The organism is Lawsonibacter sp. JLR.KK007 (genome assembly GCF_036941135.1).
GTDB lineage: Bacteria > Bacillota > Clostridia > Oscillospirales > Oscillospiraceae > Lawsonibacter.
The window spans coordinates 1,357,968-1,375,886 of the sequence record NZ_JAYWSY010000002.1; the positions used below are offsets into that span (position 1 = coordinate 1,357,968).

At 48.2% G+C, this 17,919-nt stretch carries 17 protein-coding genes and 3 pseudogenes; 17 read left to right on the forward strand and 3 right to left on the reverse strand.

What is annotated here, in order from left to right:
- Window positions 1-219: 219 nt before the first annotated feature.
- Window positions 220-1,866, reverse strand: a complete 1,647-nt coding sequence (locus VV088_RS16595) for an RNA-binding domain-containing protein (RefSeq protein WP_334600068.1) — start codon at window positions 1,864-1,866, stop codon at window positions 220-222.
- Between the two features lie 84 nt (window positions 1,867-1,950).
- On the reverse strand, window positions 1,951-2,373 hold the full coding sequence (locus VV088_RS16600) for a hypothetical protein (RefSeq protein ID WP_334600069.1): 423 nt from the start codon (window positions 2,371-2,373) through the stop codon (window positions 1,951-1,953).
- A 456-nt stretch (window positions 2,374-2,829) separates the two neighbouring features.
- Here VV088_RS16600 and VV088_RS16605 point away from each other — a divergent pair.
- From VV088_RS16605 to VV088_RS16635, 7 genes and pseudogenes are all read left to right on the forward strand, one after another.
- Window positions 2,830-3,175: pseudogene (locus tag VV088_RS16605) on the forward strand (helix-turn-helix domain-containing protein); the annotation flags it as partial.
- Window positions 3,176-3,455: 280 nt separating this feature from the next.
- On the forward strand, window positions 3,456-3,920 hold the full coding sequence (locus VV088_RS16610) for a hypothetical protein (protein WP_334600070.1): 465 nt from the start codon (window positions 3,456-3,458) through the stop codon (window positions 3,918-3,920).
- A gap of 1 nt (window position 3,921) precedes the next feature.
- Window positions 3,922-4,581: a Mu transposase domain-containing protein gene (locus tag VV088_RS16615; protein WP_334600071.1), complete on the forward strand. Its 660-nt coding sequence runs from the start codon at window positions 3,922-3,924 to the stop codon at window positions 4,579-4,581.
- Window positions 4,574-5,427: pseudogene (gene istB / locus VV088_RS16620) on the forward strand (IS21-like element helper ATPase IstB). Before VV088_RS16615 ends, istB begins: the two are co-directional and overlap by 8 nt.
- 77 nt (window positions 5,428-5,504) lie before the next feature.
- Window positions 5,505-6,212 (forward strand): annotated as a pseudogene (locus VV088_RS16625) (DUF4368 domain-containing protein); the annotation flags it as partial.
- A 253-nt stretch (window positions 6,213-6,465) separates the two neighbouring features.
- Window positions 6,466-6,681: a helix-turn-helix domain-containing protein gene (locus VV088_RS16630; protein ID WP_334601820.1), complete on the forward strand. Its 216-nt coding sequence runs from the start codon at window positions 6,466-6,468 to the stop codon at window positions 6,679-6,681.
- 92 nt (window positions 6,682-6,773) lie between these two features.
- The gene (locus VV088_RS16635; RefSeq protein WP_334601821.1) at window positions 6,774-9,080 is read left to right on the forward strand and encodes a carbon-nitrogen hydrolase family protein; all 2,307 of its coding nucleotides are present in this window, start codon (window positions 6,774-6,776) and stop codon (window positions 9,078-9,080) included.
- A gap of 51 nt (window positions 9,081-9,131) precedes the next feature.
- Here the strand turns inward: VV088_RS16635 and VV088_RS16640 are convergent, their stop codons facing one another.
- Complete coding sequence (locus VV088_RS16640) at window positions 9,132-9,941, reverse strand: helix-turn-helix domain-containing protein (RefSeq protein WP_334601822.1); 810 nt, start codon at window positions 9,939-9,941, stop codon at window positions 9,132-9,134.
- A gap of 529 nt (window positions 9,942-10,470) precedes the next feature.
- Between VV088_RS16640 and VV088_RS16645 the strand changes: the two genes are divergently transcribed.
- The 10 genes from VV088_RS16645 to VV088_RS16690 all read left to right on the forward strand — a co-directional run bounded on the left by VV088_RS16645 (window position 10,471) and on the right by VV088_RS16690 (window position 17,917).
- Entirely contained in the window at window positions 10,471-10,662 is a 192-nt protein-coding gene (locus tag VV088_RS16645; RefSeq protein ID WP_334601823.1) for a hypothetical protein, read from the forward strand.
- Window positions 10,652-10,990 (forward strand): DeoR family transcriptional regulator, encoded by a 339-nt coding sequence (locus VV088_RS16650; protein ID WP_334601824.1) that lies wholly within the window; start codon window positions 10,652-10,654, stop codon window positions 10,988-10,990. Before VV088_RS16645 ends, VV088_RS16650 begins: the two co-directional genes overlap by 11 nt.
- Window positions 10,983-11,276: a DUF3847 domain-containing protein gene (locus VV088_RS16655; protein WP_334601825.1), complete on the forward strand. Its 294-nt coding sequence runs from the start codon at window positions 10,983-10,985 to the stop codon at window positions 11,274-11,276. The genes VV088_RS16650 and VV088_RS16655 overlap by 8 nt, the downstream gene beginning before the upstream one ends.
- A complete protein-coding gene (locus VV088_RS16660; protein WP_334601826.1) occupies window positions 11,273-11,788 on the forward strand; it encodes a DUF5720 family protein in 516 nt (171 codons plus the stop codon). Before VV088_RS16655 ends, VV088_RS16660 begins: the two co-directional genes overlap by 4 nt.
- Window positions 11,789-12,072: 284 nt before the next feature.
- Window positions 12,073-13,110: a restriction endonuclease gene (locus VV088_RS16665; protein ID WP_334601827.1), complete on the forward strand. Its 1,038-nt coding sequence runs from the start codon at window positions 12,073-12,075 to the stop codon at window positions 13,108-13,110.
- A 28-nt stretch (window positions 13,111-13,138) separates the two neighbouring features.
- On the forward strand, window positions 13,139-13,669 hold the full coding sequence (locus tag VV088_RS16670) for a hypothetical protein (protein WP_334601828.1): 531 nt from the start codon (window positions 13,139-13,141) through the stop codon (window positions 13,667-13,669).
- Window positions 13,670-13,799: 130 nt separating this feature from the next.
- Window positions 13,800-15,389: a MobQ family relaxase gene (mobQ, locus tag VV088_RS16675; protein ID WP_334601829.1), complete on the forward strand. Its 1,590-nt coding sequence runs from the start codon at window positions 13,800-13,802 to the stop codon at window positions 15,387-15,389.
- 120 nt (window positions 15,390-15,509) lie between these two features.
- The gene (locus VV088_RS16680) at window positions 15,510-16,157 is read left to right on the forward strand and encodes a CHC2 zinc finger domain-containing protein (protein ID WP_334601830.1); all 648 of its coding nucleotides are present in this window, start codon (window positions 15,510-15,512) and stop codon (window positions 16,155-16,157) included.
- Window positions 16,123-17,466: a virulence-associated E family protein gene (locus VV088_RS16685; protein WP_334601831.1), complete on the forward strand. Its 1,344-nt coding sequence runs from the start codon at window positions 16,123-16,125 to the stop codon at window positions 17,464-17,466. The genes VV088_RS16680 and VV088_RS16685 overlap by 35 nt, the downstream gene beginning before the upstream one ends.
- 253 nt (window positions 17,467-17,719) lie before the next feature.
- A complete protein-coding gene (locus VV088_RS16690; RefSeq protein WP_334601832.1) occupies window positions 17,720-17,917 on the forward strand; it encodes a hypothetical protein in 198 nt (65 codons plus the stop codon).
- Window positions 17,918-17,919: the final 2 nt, after the last annotated feature.

Here is a 17,919-nt window from a genome sequence, read left to right on the forward strand (position 1 = left end):
ACCTCATCCTTACCAATTCTTCCCAGGTTGTTTTCTCTTGTTGTCTCCTGTTTTGTTTTAGCACCGGAAACCGTTGTACTGCAATGGTTTCCGGTGATTCTTTGTTGTAGCTTCATGCTCCCTACATTTTGCTTGTGTATGAGCTTTTTCAATGCCCGTATGGGTTTTGTATGGGTTTCTGTAAAGTGAATCTCCTCTGTCTGTCCATGCGCAGAAAAGCTATTCTCCCACAGTCAGACGATATACAGCCGCACTGGTAGTACCTTTCCGCTCCAGGATGCCATCCTGGACCAGCTTATTCAATATACGGTATGCCTGTGGCGGCGTGACACGCAGTAATTCTATTACATCCCTCCTCGTAATACTTTGTTGTTTCTTCGCCAAGCTGATAACTAATTCCCGATATCTAAGCTGATCAATCCCTCTTTGCCGCACGTACTGTGCCGGGTTTCGATATGCTTTCGCGTCTAAGATATATACGCGGCCCTTCCCACTTCCGACTGCTTCAATTATGCCCGCCTCTATCAGGCGTTCCAGCGTGCCGCGTATTTTCGTCTCTGGAATATTGATATTTTGAACAATCTCCGCCAGCGACACCCGCCGTCCCCGCTTCAAAACGTTCAACACGAACAATGCGTTCAACGGCATCGGTTCCCCTGTACGTCTCTGCTCCTCTGTGATGAGAGAAATCAACCGCTCATCCGGAGCCCCGCTGGGAATAAAGAGTCTGACCACATTTGAAGTCGTCTCTGAATAGTCTGGAACATCCCGTCCATAGCGTAGGGAGCCCTCATAGATCCGATCCACTCCCCGCCCGGATCGTTCCGCAAGACCAATACGTTTCAATGCGTCTGCAAGCACAGGATTGCGACCATACGGTTCCGCGCTCAAAATATTTTGAACCGTCACGCCTTCTATAAATCCACCAGGATTACTCACTGTGAGGCCGTCCTCGTCCAGCTGCACTAGTACTCTTCCAAGCTGTGTATAATCCCGATGGGAAAAAGCATTTACGACTGCTTCCCGCACAGCCCGCTGGTCATACGCAGGAACAGAGATCCGAAACAGCCCCGATTCCATTTCCTGTACGGGGTTTCTGGCATCAATGAAATCAAATACTTTCTCAATTGCCGCCAACAATGGTAAGAAAAAAGTCTCGTTTACCGTTACCTGCGTTCCACGGCGCATCAAAAAAGCGCTCTCCGCCGTCGGCATCAGTTCCCTCAGCTTTTCCTGCTTCCCAAGTAAAAGCAAGCCTGCGTAAGTGGGAACATATCGTTCGCCGCTTATTGTCACAAGTCTCAGCGCCTTGTCCAGCTCGTCATCCGGCAGTTCCAGCAGGACTTTTTCTCCATGATACGCAAGGATGATCTTGCGAAGCCGTTCCCGTTCCAGCGAGTCTAAATCCTGGTATTGGGCTCCTGGAACAGGCTGCGCCGAAAAGTCAAGCAGAGAAAGCGCGCTCAGTCTTGAATTAATCTCATGGGGGTACATCGGAACATTTTCCGGCGTGCCGTCCGCTTTCAGTCGCCGGCGTTGAATCTTCCCCGCAGAAGAAGCCACAATGCTGCGGCTCCTTGGCACATGGATCACCAGCGCCGGACGCTCCCCATGAAGATACTCTATTCGAACCGAAATGGGTGGGACTGTCCGGTTGGCAATAAAGGCTGAAAGCTGTGTTGCATCCTGGTGCTGTTCGTGCAGTCCCGTAACGGTACCGTCGTCCTCTACACCCAGATATAAATCTCCGCCGTGGGTATTCGCAAACGCAACAATAGCATCAATCAAATCCGAGTCTGACAGTTTCTTGACATCACTCTTAAATTCTATCTCTATTGTTTCATGTTCAGGAATTATACGCTCCATCTTATCACCCCTTTGTACAACATTAGCACAACGGTGTAAGTATGTCAACAAAATTTCACACGCGTGCAAGTTTGTGTGAATAACTTATGCGATTTTCAACACTTCATATATCGCATATAGACAATCCTCTATTGTAAGCGCTTTACCATTTTCAAAAAACACCGCTGTAATGCTCCGGTTTTTACAACTTTCCTGTGTGGTTAATTCATCATCAAACATCTCACTAATCTTATCCGAATCTGCTCTGGAAATATCTAATGCATTTCTCCAATACCTTACAAAATGCTTTTTAAAAGATTCATAGTCAGAATAAAGCCCCATTGGATTATCCTGCAGACCGTAACGTACCGGCTGGAAAAGAGATGCTATATCTCTTATGTATTCATATACCAAGTTTTCTCTGCCCCTGACATTTGACATATTTGCTGATGCCGAAGTGACGTCAAGATCAAACTTTGTACGCATATGAGTTTGAAAGTGGTTTCCTATCATAGAATATTGATACATATTGCAATTTCCTTTCTAAACATCTTTCATTAACCAATTATTTCCAACAACTCTCCACAATTCCTATACCGGTCATCCAAATTCCCCGCCAGGCACTTCATCACAATACCTATCTGTCTATCTGACAAGTTCGGAGCGGCATTGGATAAATATGACCTCATGTCGCTTCCATGGGGCGCTCTCCCGCAAAGCAACCAATACCAGATTGCACCTATGGAGTATATATCACTCCTGCAATCTCTCAATTTCGGGTTTTCCTGTAATGCAGGATCAATAAAAGCTGAGGTTAGATAACGTAACTTCTGAAAGTATAGGAAAATCAAGGTTTTCGAGCGGCGGACAAGCATGATATGTACTAAAAAATCGAATATCGGCGCATGAGCGGCGTTCATATTCCCTGCCGGGGAGATGGAACGCCGCTTTTTTATGTCCAGACACCGAAAGGAGCGGAAAGCCATGCCAGTATTCCGCGTGGAAAAGAGTAAGGGCTACACGGTGATGTCGAACCATCACCTGCGGGACAAGTCCCTGTCCCTGAAAGCCAAGGGCCTGCTGTCGCAGATTTTGTCACTCCCGGAAGATTGGGATTATACCTTGACCGGCCTGTGCTATATCAACCGGGAGAGCAAGGACGCTATTCGTTCCGCCGTCAACGAATTGGAGCGGGCCGGGTACATCGAGCGCCACCAGACCACGGACGAGGGCGGCAAGTTCAGCAGCAACGAGTACATCATCCACGAACAGCCCATTTCTTTGCCGCCGTCGTTGGATAAACCGTCGTCGGAAAACCCGACAACGGAAAAACCGCCGTCGGAAAATCCAACGCAAATAAATAAAGATAGAGTAACTAAAGACCAAGCTATTACTGACCCATCAATTACCCATTCCCTTCCCTCCCTTTCGCCCCCTCCCGCTAGGGCTGTTGCGGCTTCGCCGCCGGAAAGGAACGGAACGGAAGTGTCAGCGCCAATGATAAAATGAAAGAAAACGCCGAGGAAAAAATGTAGTTTTGTGGCGGAGAGGAGGGAAAAAAGATAGACTCCCAATCAGGGCGAAAAAGAGCCCGGAAAGGGAGTCAGGAAATGAAAGGAGCACAGTGGATGGAAATCCGAAGCGACAGACAAAAAGGGCTGAGCTATGTGGAGCTGGGCCGGAAGTACCACATGGACCCGCGAACAGCAAAGCGGTACGCGGAATCGCCGCAGAAGCCGGAGTACACATTGAGCGAACCCAAGCCAACAAAGATGGACTCGTACAAGCAGATCGTGGACGAGTGGCTGGAAGAGGCGCCGTATTCAGCGCTGCGGATCCTGGAGAAGCTGCGGGAGATGGGATTCAACGGAGGTTACAGTATTGTCAAGGCGTATGTGAGCAGCCGGAAAATGGACTTGAATGAGAAAGCGACGGTACGGTTTGAGACGATGCCCGGGAAGCAGGGGCAGATGGACTGGGGATTCTTCGAGGATCACCTGGTACACGTTGATACGGTGCCATCAAAACGCATTTCGGTACTTTGGAGGATACCCGGAGGAGATTCTGTACGATAACATGAAGCAGGTAGTCATCAAGCGGCTGCTGAAGCAGGAGGATTCCACGATGAACCGGCAGTTTGAGGACTTCGCGGGATTCTATGGATTCAAGCCCATTCTGTGCCGGCCATATCGGGGTCAGACGAAGGGGAAAGTAGAGCGGACGGTGCAGTTTGTCAGAGATAATTTTATGGTGGGGATCAAGTACAACAGTCTGGCGGACTTGAACGGACAGGCCCTGGCCTGGTGCAACAAGGTGAACGGGAAAGTACACGCCACCACCAACGAAATTCCCTTTGAGCGGTTGAAAAAAGAAGGACTGAGCCCTCTCTCCCGCGAGTACATTATCGACAAAATCAACCTGAGGCGAGTACAAAAAGACTGCCTCATCTCCTACGCCGGCAATCAGTACTCCGTGCCAGCGGAGTATGTCGGCAAAGATGTGGCAGTCGTGGCCCTCGACAGTATGCTGGCTGCGTATTACGAGGGGAAGCAGATCGCTCTGCACCGAGTATCGTACCAAAGGAAGGACATGGTTGTCAATCCTCAGCATTACCGAAGGCTTACGTTGAAGCAGACGATGGATGCGGAAAATGTTCTGCTGGAACAGGGCAAAGTAATAGATTTTCCCTTGAAACCATCGGATTTATCCAGATATGACGAGGTGCTGTATGACTGAATTTACTATGGACAGGCTGAGGGAAAACCTGGAAGCCCTTAAGATGAAAAACACCCTGGAGATTCTGGACAATTACCTGGAACGGGCGGTGGCGGACAAGCTCAACATTGTGGAGGTTTTGGATCACATTTTCTCAGAAGAAGCCAAATCCAAGCGGAGACGGGCCTATGAGAAGCAGATCCACTGGATAGCTCTTAGCGGCTTTGCCGCTTAGAGCTATCGCGTCCCCCTTGCGGGGAGATGTCCGGCTTCCCCATCAAGAAGACCTTGGACGACTTCGATTTCTCTTTCCAGCCCTCCATCGACAAGCGCCAGATCGACGAACTGGCCACCATGCGCTTCCTGGAAAACGGGGAGAATGTGGTCTTCCTTGGCCCGCCCGGCGTGGGCAAGACCCATCTGGCCTCCGCCCTGGGCCTTGTGGCGGCACAGCATCGCTTTTCTACCTACTACATCAACTGCCATCAGCTTATTGAGCAGCTCAAGAAGGCCCACTTTGAGAACCATCTGCCGGACAAGCTCAAGGTTCTCGCCAAGTACAGGATGCTTATCATCGACGAGATCGGCTACCTCCCCATGGACATCCAGGGCGCAAACCTGTTCTTCCAGTTGATTGCCAGGCGATATGAGAAGACGTCCACCGTCTTTACCTCCAACAAGACCTTCTCCCAGTGGAACGAGGTCTTTGCCGACGTCACCATCGCCTCCGCCATCCTGGACCGTGTCCTGCATCACTGCACCGTCATTAACATCAAGGGCGAATCTTACCGCCTGAAGGAGCGCAAGGAATTTATGCGCCAGAAACAGCAAATCGTGAACACTCTTTTTGAACAAGGAAACGCTTAGTTTTGTTACCCCCCCCTCCGCCGAAAAACAACAAAATTTCTTCGGCGTTTTCTTACAATTTCATATCGGCGTTGACACGCCCCAACCGCTATGATGAAGTGGGTTTGTTCTCCGGCATACTCTTTTGTGCCGATTGCGGCAGCGTCATGTACCAGCAGAGATACCAGACGGACAAACGGCGGCAGGACTGCTACATATGCGGCAGCTACAAGAAGCGCACCCGTGACTGTACGGCGCACTTTATCCGCACCGACCTCTTGACCGCCGGAGTGACCGAGAACCTACGGAAAGTCACCAGCTACGCCGCCAAGCATGAAGCCCGGTTTATGAAGCTCTTGACCGAGCAGACCGAGGACGGGAGCAAACGCCGGAACGCCGCCAAGAAGAAAGAGCTGGAAGCGGCAGAAAAACGGATTGCGGAACTCTCCGCTATCTTCAAGCGGCTGTATGAGGACAGCGTGACCGGGCGCATATCGGACGAGCGTTTCACGGAGCTTTCGGCAGACTATGAAGCCGAGCAAAAGGAACTGAAAGAGAAAGCCGCCGCTTTGCAGAGCGAACTTTCTAAGACGCTGGAAGCCACGGCAAACGCTGAAAAGTTTATGAAAGTGGCACGCAAGTACACCAGCTTTGAGGAACTTACCCCTACCCTGTTACGGGAGTTTGTGGAGAAAATCGTAATCCACGAATCGGAAGCCCTTGACGGGAAACGCCGGGGGAAGCTCCGCAGACAGGAAATCGAAATCTATTACTCTTTTGTCGGCAAGGTAGAATTGCCCGACTAAAGCCCGACCCGTCCGGCAGTCAGCCGGACAGGGAACGGCAAAATTTTTTACACTTCTTTTACTTCTTTATCTCACATGAGCAAAATCGCAGGGCGTCAAGCAGGTCATGGCTAATTAGAGGTAATCAAAAGAGGAAAGGAAAAGCACAATCCAGACGGAACCGGCGATACCGTCAAGAAATATTTGTGAGTTAGCAAGAAACCTGATATAATGAGGGCAAGCGCCCATCCGGGGCAGAAAGGCAGGGAGAAAAATGCACATCAGCTACAAACCGCTCTGGCACACGCTAATAGAGCGGAACATGAGGAAAGAGGATTTAAGGCTTGCCGCTGGCCTGACCACAAATATGATTGCCAATATGGGGAAGGGGAAGCATATCAGCATGGAAACACTGACAAAGATTTGCGAAACATTGAATTGCGGTATTTTAGATGTAATAGAGTTGGAGCAGGATGAGATTTCTAAATAATGAGATACGACAATAAGCATCAACTTCCCAAATAGGTTTGTTTTGACTTATTATGAGTGATGCCTATTATATGATGAAAGTGAGGTCTGCATATGGGAAAGAATGACTGGAATACGGTCACAAGAGAAGATGTGATAAAAGCAATTCATATGTTTACAAATGATAACCCGGAATATCCGGAACCTAAGTCAACTTTTTTACTGTTTGAGGGGAAAAAACTTCCGGCAAAACATATCCGGGGAATGGCTTATAAGGAAGCACATGGGATAGAAATATCAAAAAATGAGTATGCCGGAGGAATGGAAACTGTCCGCTTCTTCCGAAAGCTGGGCTTTGATGTATTTTATAACGGCGAGATTTTATATGGGAATTCAAGACAGCCAGTATCCAATGGAAGTCTCCCAGAAAATCCATCATATGAGAGTTTGAAAAATATTCCATTTAAGAATCCATCAAAAACGGGGCAAAAAGATACGATTCTGATAAAAAAAACAGATGAAAAAGCAGAAAAAATTAAAATTTCATCGAAAGGAGTAATTGAGCAGAAAAATGCATTGCAGTTGATTCTGAACCGTTATTTTGATTGCGACATAGTTTGTGAGAAAACTTTTCCGTGGCTAAAAACCCCGGACGAAATAACTGATGAATACAGACCTATTTATGATGGATTAAAGCAATTACAGGGAGACACCAGTTTTGCCAAAAGAAATGTTGTTCTACGGTGTGATTTTGTGTGTGAAAGCCGGAAAGTTATCATTGAATACGATGAAAGACAGCATTTTTCACAAGCAAGGTATGTATCATTATCTGCCTATCCGAAAGACATTATGCTGGGTTATGAAAAAGAATTATGGATGCGGGCGTGTAAAGATATACAGGCAAAAGATAATTTCCCCGAAAATAGAGACGCAATTCGGGCATTTTACGATAGTGTCCGAGATATTGAGTGCGCTAAACATGGATATAGGCTGGTGCGTATTATGCACGGACAGTTTGACTGGAACAGCGAAAATGCAGAATGTCAGATAAAAAAATTGCTACACGTAAATCCAATGTACAAGAAAGAAATGGGAAAAAACAAAGGTATGAAAATCGGTCTATACTTACAGACCCAAACCGCCTGTAGCCCGGAAGCATTTCAACGTGCCATGGACATTGCATCTAATGCTGATTTTGATATCCTTGTATTTCCAGAGGATTGCTACTGCCCGGAAATAGAAGAATTATGGCAGTTAGATATTGCTCAGGAAGATGATGTCGAAAAAATCAGGAAATACTGTCTTAACCTTAGCCGGCAGATAAAAAAAGCTGTAGTATTTAGTCCATTTGATAAATACTGTACACCATACAGTGTGTTCGCAAACTATAAAGCAGATGAAAAGGAAACAGAGTTTGCCGTTTATATAAAGCACACTATGGCAGAGTCATCCGCATTTGATTTTACTGACTACAAAGAAATTGCAATGGAAATATTTTCCCCGATTATCTATAGGGAATATAAAATCGGAATGACCATCTGTTATGACTGCAATCATGCGCTTTTCAGCCGGATGTGGGGAATAAAGGGAGTGGATATTATTCTCAACAGTACGGGCGGTGATGTAATATATGACAAATGGTACAAATACAATAAAGTGAGGGCAATAGAAAATCATTGCTATAATTTTGTAACTATGGGTGGGGCAGGAACCAATGATAATGCACATACATATGTTTATGGCTTCAATCCGGAGGGTGGCGAGCTTCCATTTTATAATCTCATGGTTCATACAGATAAGACAAATGAAATCAATACAATATATGTGTATGATATTTCTTTAGACAATGGGAAAGCACAGGTTGAGAACAGTCTTTATCAGAAAGAAAAAGCGAATAAGCATCAGGATTATTTTTTCCCGGTGGAACATATGCATACTGTATTGGAACAGGCAGAGAAAATAGATACAAATTTGTATATTCTTACCTGTCAGGAGAATACTTTAGTATTTTGCATGGTGGAAGGATTGGATATCATGCAGCCAGAGCATTCTCTTAAATTGCTTTATTCTGATAAGCTAAAAGGGTATCAGAATAAACGGTATATCCTCGTAAATCATCATGAAAAAGAAATTGAGCAAGATTTTTTTGAAACAAAACTCTCTGTTGTTTTGAAAGTTCGTGCCATGGAAAATTTTTGTGCAGTAGTATTGCAATCACCAAATATTAAACATTGCTATCAAACGGGAAACAACAGAACGGCACAGGTCATTCCTGTAGAGGATAGATATTATGGAATAGATATTTCCCGTACAAGCGGGCCAGAAGCAATCTGGAAAAATAAACAGGGAATGAAATCTGAATGGAGAAAAAATTTTGAATGGTTAATTGAGCAGGTTCATAACAGCAACACAGATTCATAAATATACGAGCCACTGCCGCTGCATGGATAAAAACCAAGCAGCGGCATTTCCTTATCTCCGTTTCATCCTGCTCAATGGTGAATCCTTATATGCCGGAGTTTTCTTCATGACATTTTTCAGAACCGTGCGCTCCTGCTCTGACAGCTTCTCATACCGAATTTGAAGCTGCGTACACATAAGGGCGGTGAACACATCCAGATAGGAACCCGGCACGGACAACGCCCTCTTTGCGTCCTTGATTAGCTTCATGCCATTGGAGCCGTCCGGCGCACTGTCCGTATCGTCCTTGTGCGCTTCCCTTATGGCATGGAGGATAGTGTCCCAAGTCCGGTGCGTGACCTGACAGAAATAATCTTCTTCCTGTATCTGCATGGCTTCCAACGCCTTTAACGCAGTATCTTCCTCTACCGGCTGATATTGGGAAAGGACTTGCCCCCGCAGGACTTCCAGAAGGCTGTTGAAGTTTTGGAAGTGAGAGGTTGCGACACCGTCCACATAAATCTCTGTATCCGTCATCAGGGTAACGAAATCCTCATGCGTGGCAATCTCACACAGCAGCCGGTTGTTGATACGCCCGCTTTTTAACAGTTCCACCATATCATCACTCAAATGCAGCTCCGTAAGCCCCGTGTCCGGATGGTTCCTGTTCTCTGTCAGGCAGAGAAGGTAATCCGTTGACACCCCATAAAACTTTGCCAGCTCCACAAGATTTTTGTGGCTGATTTCCTTTAGTTCGTCATTCTCATAGCTTCCTAAAGCTGATTTGGAAATTTTTGTAACCGCCGCCAGTTCCTCTAATTTTAAATGCCGTTCCATCCTTAAATCCTTTAACCGCTCCTGAATCGTTATCCCCTGCTTCATGGCTTCCTGCTCCTTCCCTGCGGCCAGCCTGCCGCAATAAGGCCATTATACCACACCCATTCCGCAATCGTGGAATTTTTTGGATTTTGGGCTTTATTCCTGATTTATGGACATACGGCACAAGGCTCAAAAATGTTCTATGATACAGGTAAGTTCATCGATGGATTATCCCAATCGAATGACCGGCCTGTATGGGATATGCTCCCCGGCGATGTAGCGCAACGACTTCCGGCAGGGAAACGGAGGAACCCTGACCGCAACGAGCGTACCAAGGAGAGCGAAACGCCGCCTAGACGGGGGCAGGAACGACAGCAGAGGGAACCGGCAAAATGAACACCGAAACGATACCGAAACACAACAATTTCACAGGGCATAGTCTGCCCTGTCCGTAATACCAAGGGGGATTTTGGGGCGGCTTTACGGCTGTATTTCCCTTGAAAATCGCCCCGAAAAGCTACACAAAAAACTACTGTCCGCCCATTCCGGCTGTTACTGCTGAAACGGGCGGTTTTTCTATGAAGGAGGCACCATGCCGAGAATGTCAAAGAAGTTGAAGAAAGAGCTTGCTTTCTTCCTGAACGACCGGGGGCGCAGAAGCTACAACGGACTCTGCCGGAAATGCCAGCATGAATGTAAGCAGAGTTTCCGGGCTGTCATTATCGACTGCCCCCACTACCAATCCAAACGTGCCAAAAGGAGGACACCACCCAATGAATTATGAGTTTATGATAACCAGTACACCCCTGCCGTCCTGTATGCCGCTCCCAAGAGCGACGCTCCGCCTGCCGGTCAGCAGCACGGCAAAAGTCATGTATGCCCGCCTGCTGGATGAAATCCTGACAAGGGGAATCGAGGACAGCAACGGGATTTTGTTTATCCGCTTCCCCATCATGGAGATAGCGGCGGCACTCTCCCGAAGCCCCCAGACCTGCAAGCGTTCTTTAAACGAACTGGAACAGGCCGGGATGATTATGCGTGTCCGTCAGGGAATCGGGGAGGTCAGCCACATCTATATCCTACTCCCAAAGGAGGACGCCGCCCATGAATGAGAAGCTGGAAAAACTGAATCAGGAGATTGCAAAGACCGAAGCGAAACTGCGGAGGGCGGAGCATAAGGAAAAAATGCTGGAACACCAGATAAAAACACTGAACCGGAAGGAACGGACACACCGGCTCTGCACCAGAGGGGCAATGCTGGAAAGCCATCTCCCCCACCCGGAATCCGTGACGGACGGGCAGGTCAGCACTATCTTAAAAGTGCTGTTCTGCCGGAGCGACACCAAACGCCTTGTGGCACAGGTTCTTACAGAAAACCGGAAGGAGGACACGGAATGAAATTTTCAAAAAGCGAACTGGACATTATCTACCAGTATGCCGCACCGACCAAGGAGGAAACCCTTGCGGGCATGAAGGAAATCGTGCCGGTGATAAAGGACTTATTGACAAAGGCAATCGTGGAGAACGCCATCCGAAAACTGGAAAAGATACCAGAACCGGAGTGCAGCCAGTTTGTCGCCGCCACAAAAGCCCGGTTCCTTGCAGAGCGTGACAATTCCATCCGCCAACGGCTTGCGGCGGCAAAGGCACAGGAGCCAATCATGCAGGGGCATGACCTGTCAGGGAAAGAACGGTTCCGACCGGAAACCCGTCACATGATTACACTGGAAGTACAGAAAGATTGCTTTGTCGGCTTTAAGGGGGAGCGGTTCCGTTTCTATCTCTCCGATGAAGGCTACCGGAACGCAAAACACAGCGAACAAGAGGGGGAAATCAGGATAAAGAGCCATGCCGCCGTTGTTGCCGGGAAACTCTATCCTGACAAAAAGCCCAGACAGCAGGAACGGTAAAAAGGGCAGAAAAACGGAAACCCGGAAAATCCCCCTCTGAAAGAGGGCGCAATTATACACCACTTAGGGAAGTGGTGCATTGCGCCCTGCCGGGGGCGTCCTGCGGACAGCAGATGATTTTCACAGATTTTCAATCTGCTCCAATCATCACAGGGGAAGCTACACTTCTCCTGCGCTGGCTCCGCCAGCTACCCCTTTGTGGACTTATCAAAAGTTATCTATTCAGAATTGGGTATCAGTGATATAATTACAATAACCAAAAGCTAATTAAAGGAGTGAGTGCTATGCCAGACCGAAACTATTATATGATTAGAGCCATGCTATCCCGTGAAGATGATTTTAAAATTTTCTTTGATAACAACGTTGTTGCTGTTGGATGGAGCAACATTGACTTTGCTTCGCTCCCTAATTCTCAAGAAGTAAAAAATGCAGTCCATAGAAGTTATTATGAGAAAAGCGATAAGGCACAACAGGTAATTTCCAAAAATCTGAATGAGGTAGAACGCTTTAAGGATATGAAAAAGGGCGATTACATTCTTGTGCCGTTTAATTCTTATATTGCGCTTGCAGAAGCAAATGAAAAGGAAATCTATTCACCGGAAGATTACGAGCAGGATTTATCGAATCAAAGAAGTGTGAACTATCGTTATGAGAATGGGAAACTCCTGATTATCCCACGTAATGAATTGTCAGAAGGTTTACAAAGACGTTTGCGTGTCCGTGGAAATACGGTTGCCAATTTATTTGAATTTAAAGATGAAATTGAAATGATTTTCAGCAGGAAATCTTATTCCTATTCTCAGGAAATGCAGGACATGGAACAAGAGGAAGTGAAAAAACTGAAAGCTGGGTTGCTTGAAAATATCCAGAAAGGAAAAACAAATCTTCAAACGGGCGGGATTGGACTTGAAAACCTTGTTTGTGAATTGATGAAATGTGAGGGATATGAAGCGGAGGTGCTGGCAAAAAATAAATTCACAGGTAAGGCGGACGCTGATATTCGTGCCATTAAAGAAGATTCTTTTATGTCAAAAAAGATATTTGTGCAGGTAAAACATCACAGTGGCTATTCTGGCAGACAGGGTATTCAACAAGTCATAGATGTGTTGGCACAAAAAGAATATGAAGGATACGAAGGATATTTTATAACCAGTGCAATGGTGGCTGATGATATAAGAGCATTTGCAGAAGAAAACGACATTGAAGTTATGGACGGAAATGCTTTGGTTGAGTTGATTGTAAACAATCTGGATAAGCTGTCAGAAACGACAAAACGATTATTAGGAATTTGTATCGTTCCCCGTATGCTTTCTACAGTATAGGAATTAAAGTGATGAAGGGTTGATAAGTATGACAGAACCAGAAGTAAGTTTGCGTTTAGCGATGTACTACATTAAAAACCAGCTCACTGAACAGAATGTTAAAGTTTCCATTGATGGCGCACATATCAAAACTGGAAAAGTATTGCATTTTGACATTGAAGGATTTTTAAGAGAAAATAATTGCGCAAAAATAGATGGAAATTCTGACCGTTGGCAAGGTAGGTATTGTATAAAAGGACAAAGAGCAGAAATTGTTTTAGAATCCATTCCGGGATATGGAGATGTTCAAATCCTCTTGCAAAATGGAAAAACTTTGTTTGTGGAAAGTAAAAAAAGTAAACAGGGAAAAAGTGGTCAGGAGTACCCTCTTATGAGGGAGGCTATCGGGCAACTGATGACCAGTTCTTTTATGAATGAAAATAGTATTCCTGCCGTTGCTGTACCATATACAAAAAAGAGTTTAGAATTAGCAGAACGATGGTCAAAGTTGGAGCAAATACAAAAAGTAGGCATACGTTTTATTTTGGTACAGGAAAATGGAAATATAGTAACTATATAAGTAATGCCGAGTTCATTGTTCCCAAACAACTAAATACCCGCCGCCTACCAGCGACACATCCAAGCAGGAAATCTGAAAAGGTATCCTGCTATTTTTTTGCCCGGAATCCGGGAGAAAGGAGGACGCATTCTTGCCATGCCCGCATTGTAAAATCACCATCATTAAGCGGAGCAACAATGAATCCGCTGTTTCCGCCGCTGCCTACCAGAGCGGCGAGAAGCTGTTCTCTGAATATGACCAAGAACAGAAATATTATCCCTACAAGAACGAAGTTACCCACAAAGAAATCATGCTCCCGCCCCATGCGCCGCCGGAGTTTGCAGACCGGGGTACCTTATGGAACTCCGCCGAAGCGCAGGAAAAACAATGGAACTCCCAGCTTGCCCGGAGGTTCGTGCTTGCCATCCCGAGGGAAATCCCATCGGAACAGCACGCCGACCTTGTCCGTGATTACTGCCGGGAGTTTTTTGTTTCCAAAGGCATGATTACCGACTTCGCCATCCACGACAAAGGGGACGGGAACCCCCACGCCCATATCCTGCTCACCATGCGGGCGATGGACGAAAAAGGCAGATGGCTCCCCAAGAGCCGCAAAGTGTACGACCTTGACGGGAACGGCGAAAGAATCCGGCTCCCGTCCGGCAGATGGAAAAGCCACAAGGAGAACACCGTGGACTGGAACGACCGGAAATACGCTGAAATCTGGCGGCAGGGATGGGCGGACACGGCTAACCGCTATCTGGAAGCCAACAGCCGTCCGGAACGGCTTGACCTGCGCTCCTATGCCCGACAAGGGATTGATAAAATCCCCACCGTCCACATGGGAGCGGCCGCCTGCCAAATGGAGAAGAAGGGAATCCAGACCAACATCGGCAACCTGAACCGGGACATCAAAACCGCCAACCGGCTCATGCAGTCCATCCGGCAGATGGTACGGAGCCTGAAGGGATGGCTGTCTGACTTAAAAGAGAAAAAGGCTGTATTGCTGGAAGCATTGGAGCAGGCGAAGGAACCGACACTCCCGGAACTGTTATTCCGGTATCTGGAGCAGCGGAGCGGGGAACGTGCCGGCTGGACTTCCAGAGGGAAGCTGAAAGGAACCGTTGCCGATTACAATAAAGTGCAGGCGGCGATGGACTTCTTGCGGAAAAAGGAAATCTCCACCATGGAGAGCCTTGACGCCCGGCTGGACGAAATCAGCCAGGCCGCCGTTTCCGTCATGGGGAGCATGAAAAAAAGCGAGAAGCGCATAAAAGCCATAGGTACCATGCTCTCCTACATTGACAAATATGAAGCCGCCAAGCCAGTCCATGCGGAGTATGCCGCCATCGGCTGGAAGAAGAAAAAGGAGAAGTTTGCGGAGAGCCACAAGGAGGAACTGGACGCTTACAATGCCGCTGTCCGGTATTTGAAAGCCAACCTGAAAGGCAATTCCTATTCCCGCAAAGATTTGGAATACGAACGGGGACAGCTTACCGCCGCCCTGCCCGGACAGAGGAAGGAACTGGAAGCGGTTCAGGCAGACGTGAAGGTACTCCGTGACGTGCGCCACTGGCTCAACCAGGTGCTGCCATCCGAACAGTACCGCCAGACCGCCGAGCCGGGAAAGAAACCGTCCGTACAGGAGAGCCTGAAAGGGCGGCAGGAACGCATCCGGCAGGAGCAGGCAGTGAAAAGCCATCCGAGCCGGACAGAGAAACAACAGAATATGGAACTTTAAACAGGCACTTGTTTTGTGATTGGAAACCGCAGGCAGGTGCTTTTTTCTTTGTAACAGATTTACCGACAACGTGAGCGACATTGTGTCGCCCACGTTGGGATTATCAGGAGGGAACGCCTATTGAACGTATTTGAAGCCGTAAAGCAGTCCGTCACCACAAGGCAGGCTGCGGAGCGTTATGGAATCAAAGTAAACCGGAACGGGATGTGCGTCTGCCCGTTCCACAACGACAAGAACCCAAGCATGAAAGTTGACCGCCGCTTTTACTGCTTCGGCTGCGGAGCCACCGGGGACGTGATTGATTTTGTTTCCCGGCTCCACGGGATCGGGAGCCGGGAAGCCGCCCTCATGCTGGCGCGGGACTTCTCCATCCCCTATCAGGACGGGAGGAACGCCGGGAAGGAGCCTGTCCGTCCACGACTGCGGCGGGAAACAGAGGAACAGAAATTGAAACGCATGGAGCGGCACTGTTTCCGGGTGCTGTCCGACTATTACCATCTCCTGCGCCGCTGGAAGGAGGAATACGCCCCACGCCAGCCGGATGAAGCATGGAACCCCCGGTTTGTAGAAGCCCTGCAGAACATGAGCCGGGTGGAATACCTGATGGACGTGCTTCTCTCCGGGGACATTCAGGAGCGGGCGGCGCTTATCACAGGACACGGAAAGGAAGTGAGGAACCTTGAAAGACGGATGGCAGAATTTACCGCCCCAGATACGGCAGGAAATAGCGAACATGGCAGACAGCGCAGAGCCAGCCCGGAGCGTTGAGGAAGTGAAGGCCATGCTGGAAACCACCGAAAAAGGCGGCTTCCGCAACAGCATGAGCAACTGCCTGACTGTATTCCAGTGCGACCCGCTCCTTTCCGGGGCGGTTGCCTATAACCTGCTGACTGACCGCACCGATATTTTAAAACCAATCGGCTACAAAAGAACTGCCGGAAGCCCCATGACCGACACGGACATGAAATATATCCGGCTGTATCTGGAAAAGACCTATGGCCTGACAAGCGAGAAAAAGATACAGGATGCCGCCGCCCTTGCCGCCGATGAGAACAGCTACCACCCTGTCCGGGATTATTTAAACGGCCTGACATGGGACGGAACCGAACGGATACGCTCCTGCCTGCATCACTTTCTGGGAGCCAGTGAGGACGACTACACATACCAATCCCTGCGCCTGTTTTTGCTGGGAGCCATCCACCGGGCATTTTCCCCCGGCTGCAAGTTTGAAGTCATGCTCTGTCTGGTGGGCGGGCAGGGAGCCGGGAAGTCCACTTTCTTCCGCCTGCTGGCAGTCAAAGATGAGTGGTTTTCGGACGATTTGCGGAAGCTGGACGATGACAATGTATACCGGAAGCTGCAAGGCCACTGGATTATTGAAATGTCGGAAATGATTGCCACGGCAAACGCCAAAAGCATAGAGGAAATCAAGTCATTTTTGAGCCGACAGAAGGAAGTCTACAAGATTCCCTATGAAACCCACCCGGCAGACCGCCCAAGGCAGTGCGTGTTCGGCGGCACGTCCAACGCCCTTGACTTCCTGCCCCTTGACCGTTCCGGCAACCGCCGCTTCATTCCCATACAGGTATGCCCGGAACAGGCGGAAACACACATCTTAGAGGACGAAGCCGCTTCCAGAGCCTATCTGAACCAGGTATGGGCGGAAGCGATGGAGATTTACAGGAGCGGCAAGTGGAAGCTGACATTCAGCCCGGAAATGGTGCGCTACCTAAAGGAACGCCAACGGGACTTTATGCCGGAGGACACCAAGGCCGGGATGATACAGGCTTTCCTTGACAGCTACCCCGGCGATACCGTCTGCTCCAAGCAGCTTTACAAAGAAGCCCTGAACCATGATTTTGACGAGCCGAAGCAATGGGAGATACGGGAAATCAACGAGATAATGAACCAGTGCGTCACCGGCTGGAATTATTTCTCCAACCCCCGGATGTTCGCCGGGTACGGCAGGCAGAAGGGATGGGAACGAGAGCATCCGGCAACAGACACCGGCAACGGGGCGGGAAAAACCCCGGAGGGATTTACGCCGGTGCCGGAGCAGATGGAGCTTCCATTCTGAAAAAATCCGGGTAAGGACAGCCCGTTGCACACTCCGTTGCTATCCCGTTGCCGACCCGGTTGCCGGGAAAAATCCCGTAACTGCGGGCTTTTCTCCCCTTTAACAACCAAAGCAACAGAAAAATAAAAGAAAAAGTATAAAATAACCCAACTGCCAGACAAGGATTAGTTTTAAGGTTTTTTGAAGCCCGTTGCCGGACTTCGTTGCCGACCTTCCCTGTCTGGCTGTTTTCATGTATGGAGGACAACTGCCTATGGCGAAAAATAAAACAGAGATTCATGTCACCACAGTATTTGACGGCGAACTGGACGCTACGGACGTTTTCGTGAGCCTTATCGCACAGAAACACACCAGAAAAACAGATAAAGAATATCTTGCTAAATCACAAGAAATGGGATATAATAAAGACGAGGTTCCATGTGACCGTGTTCCGTCTGGATTGTGCGGGTAAAC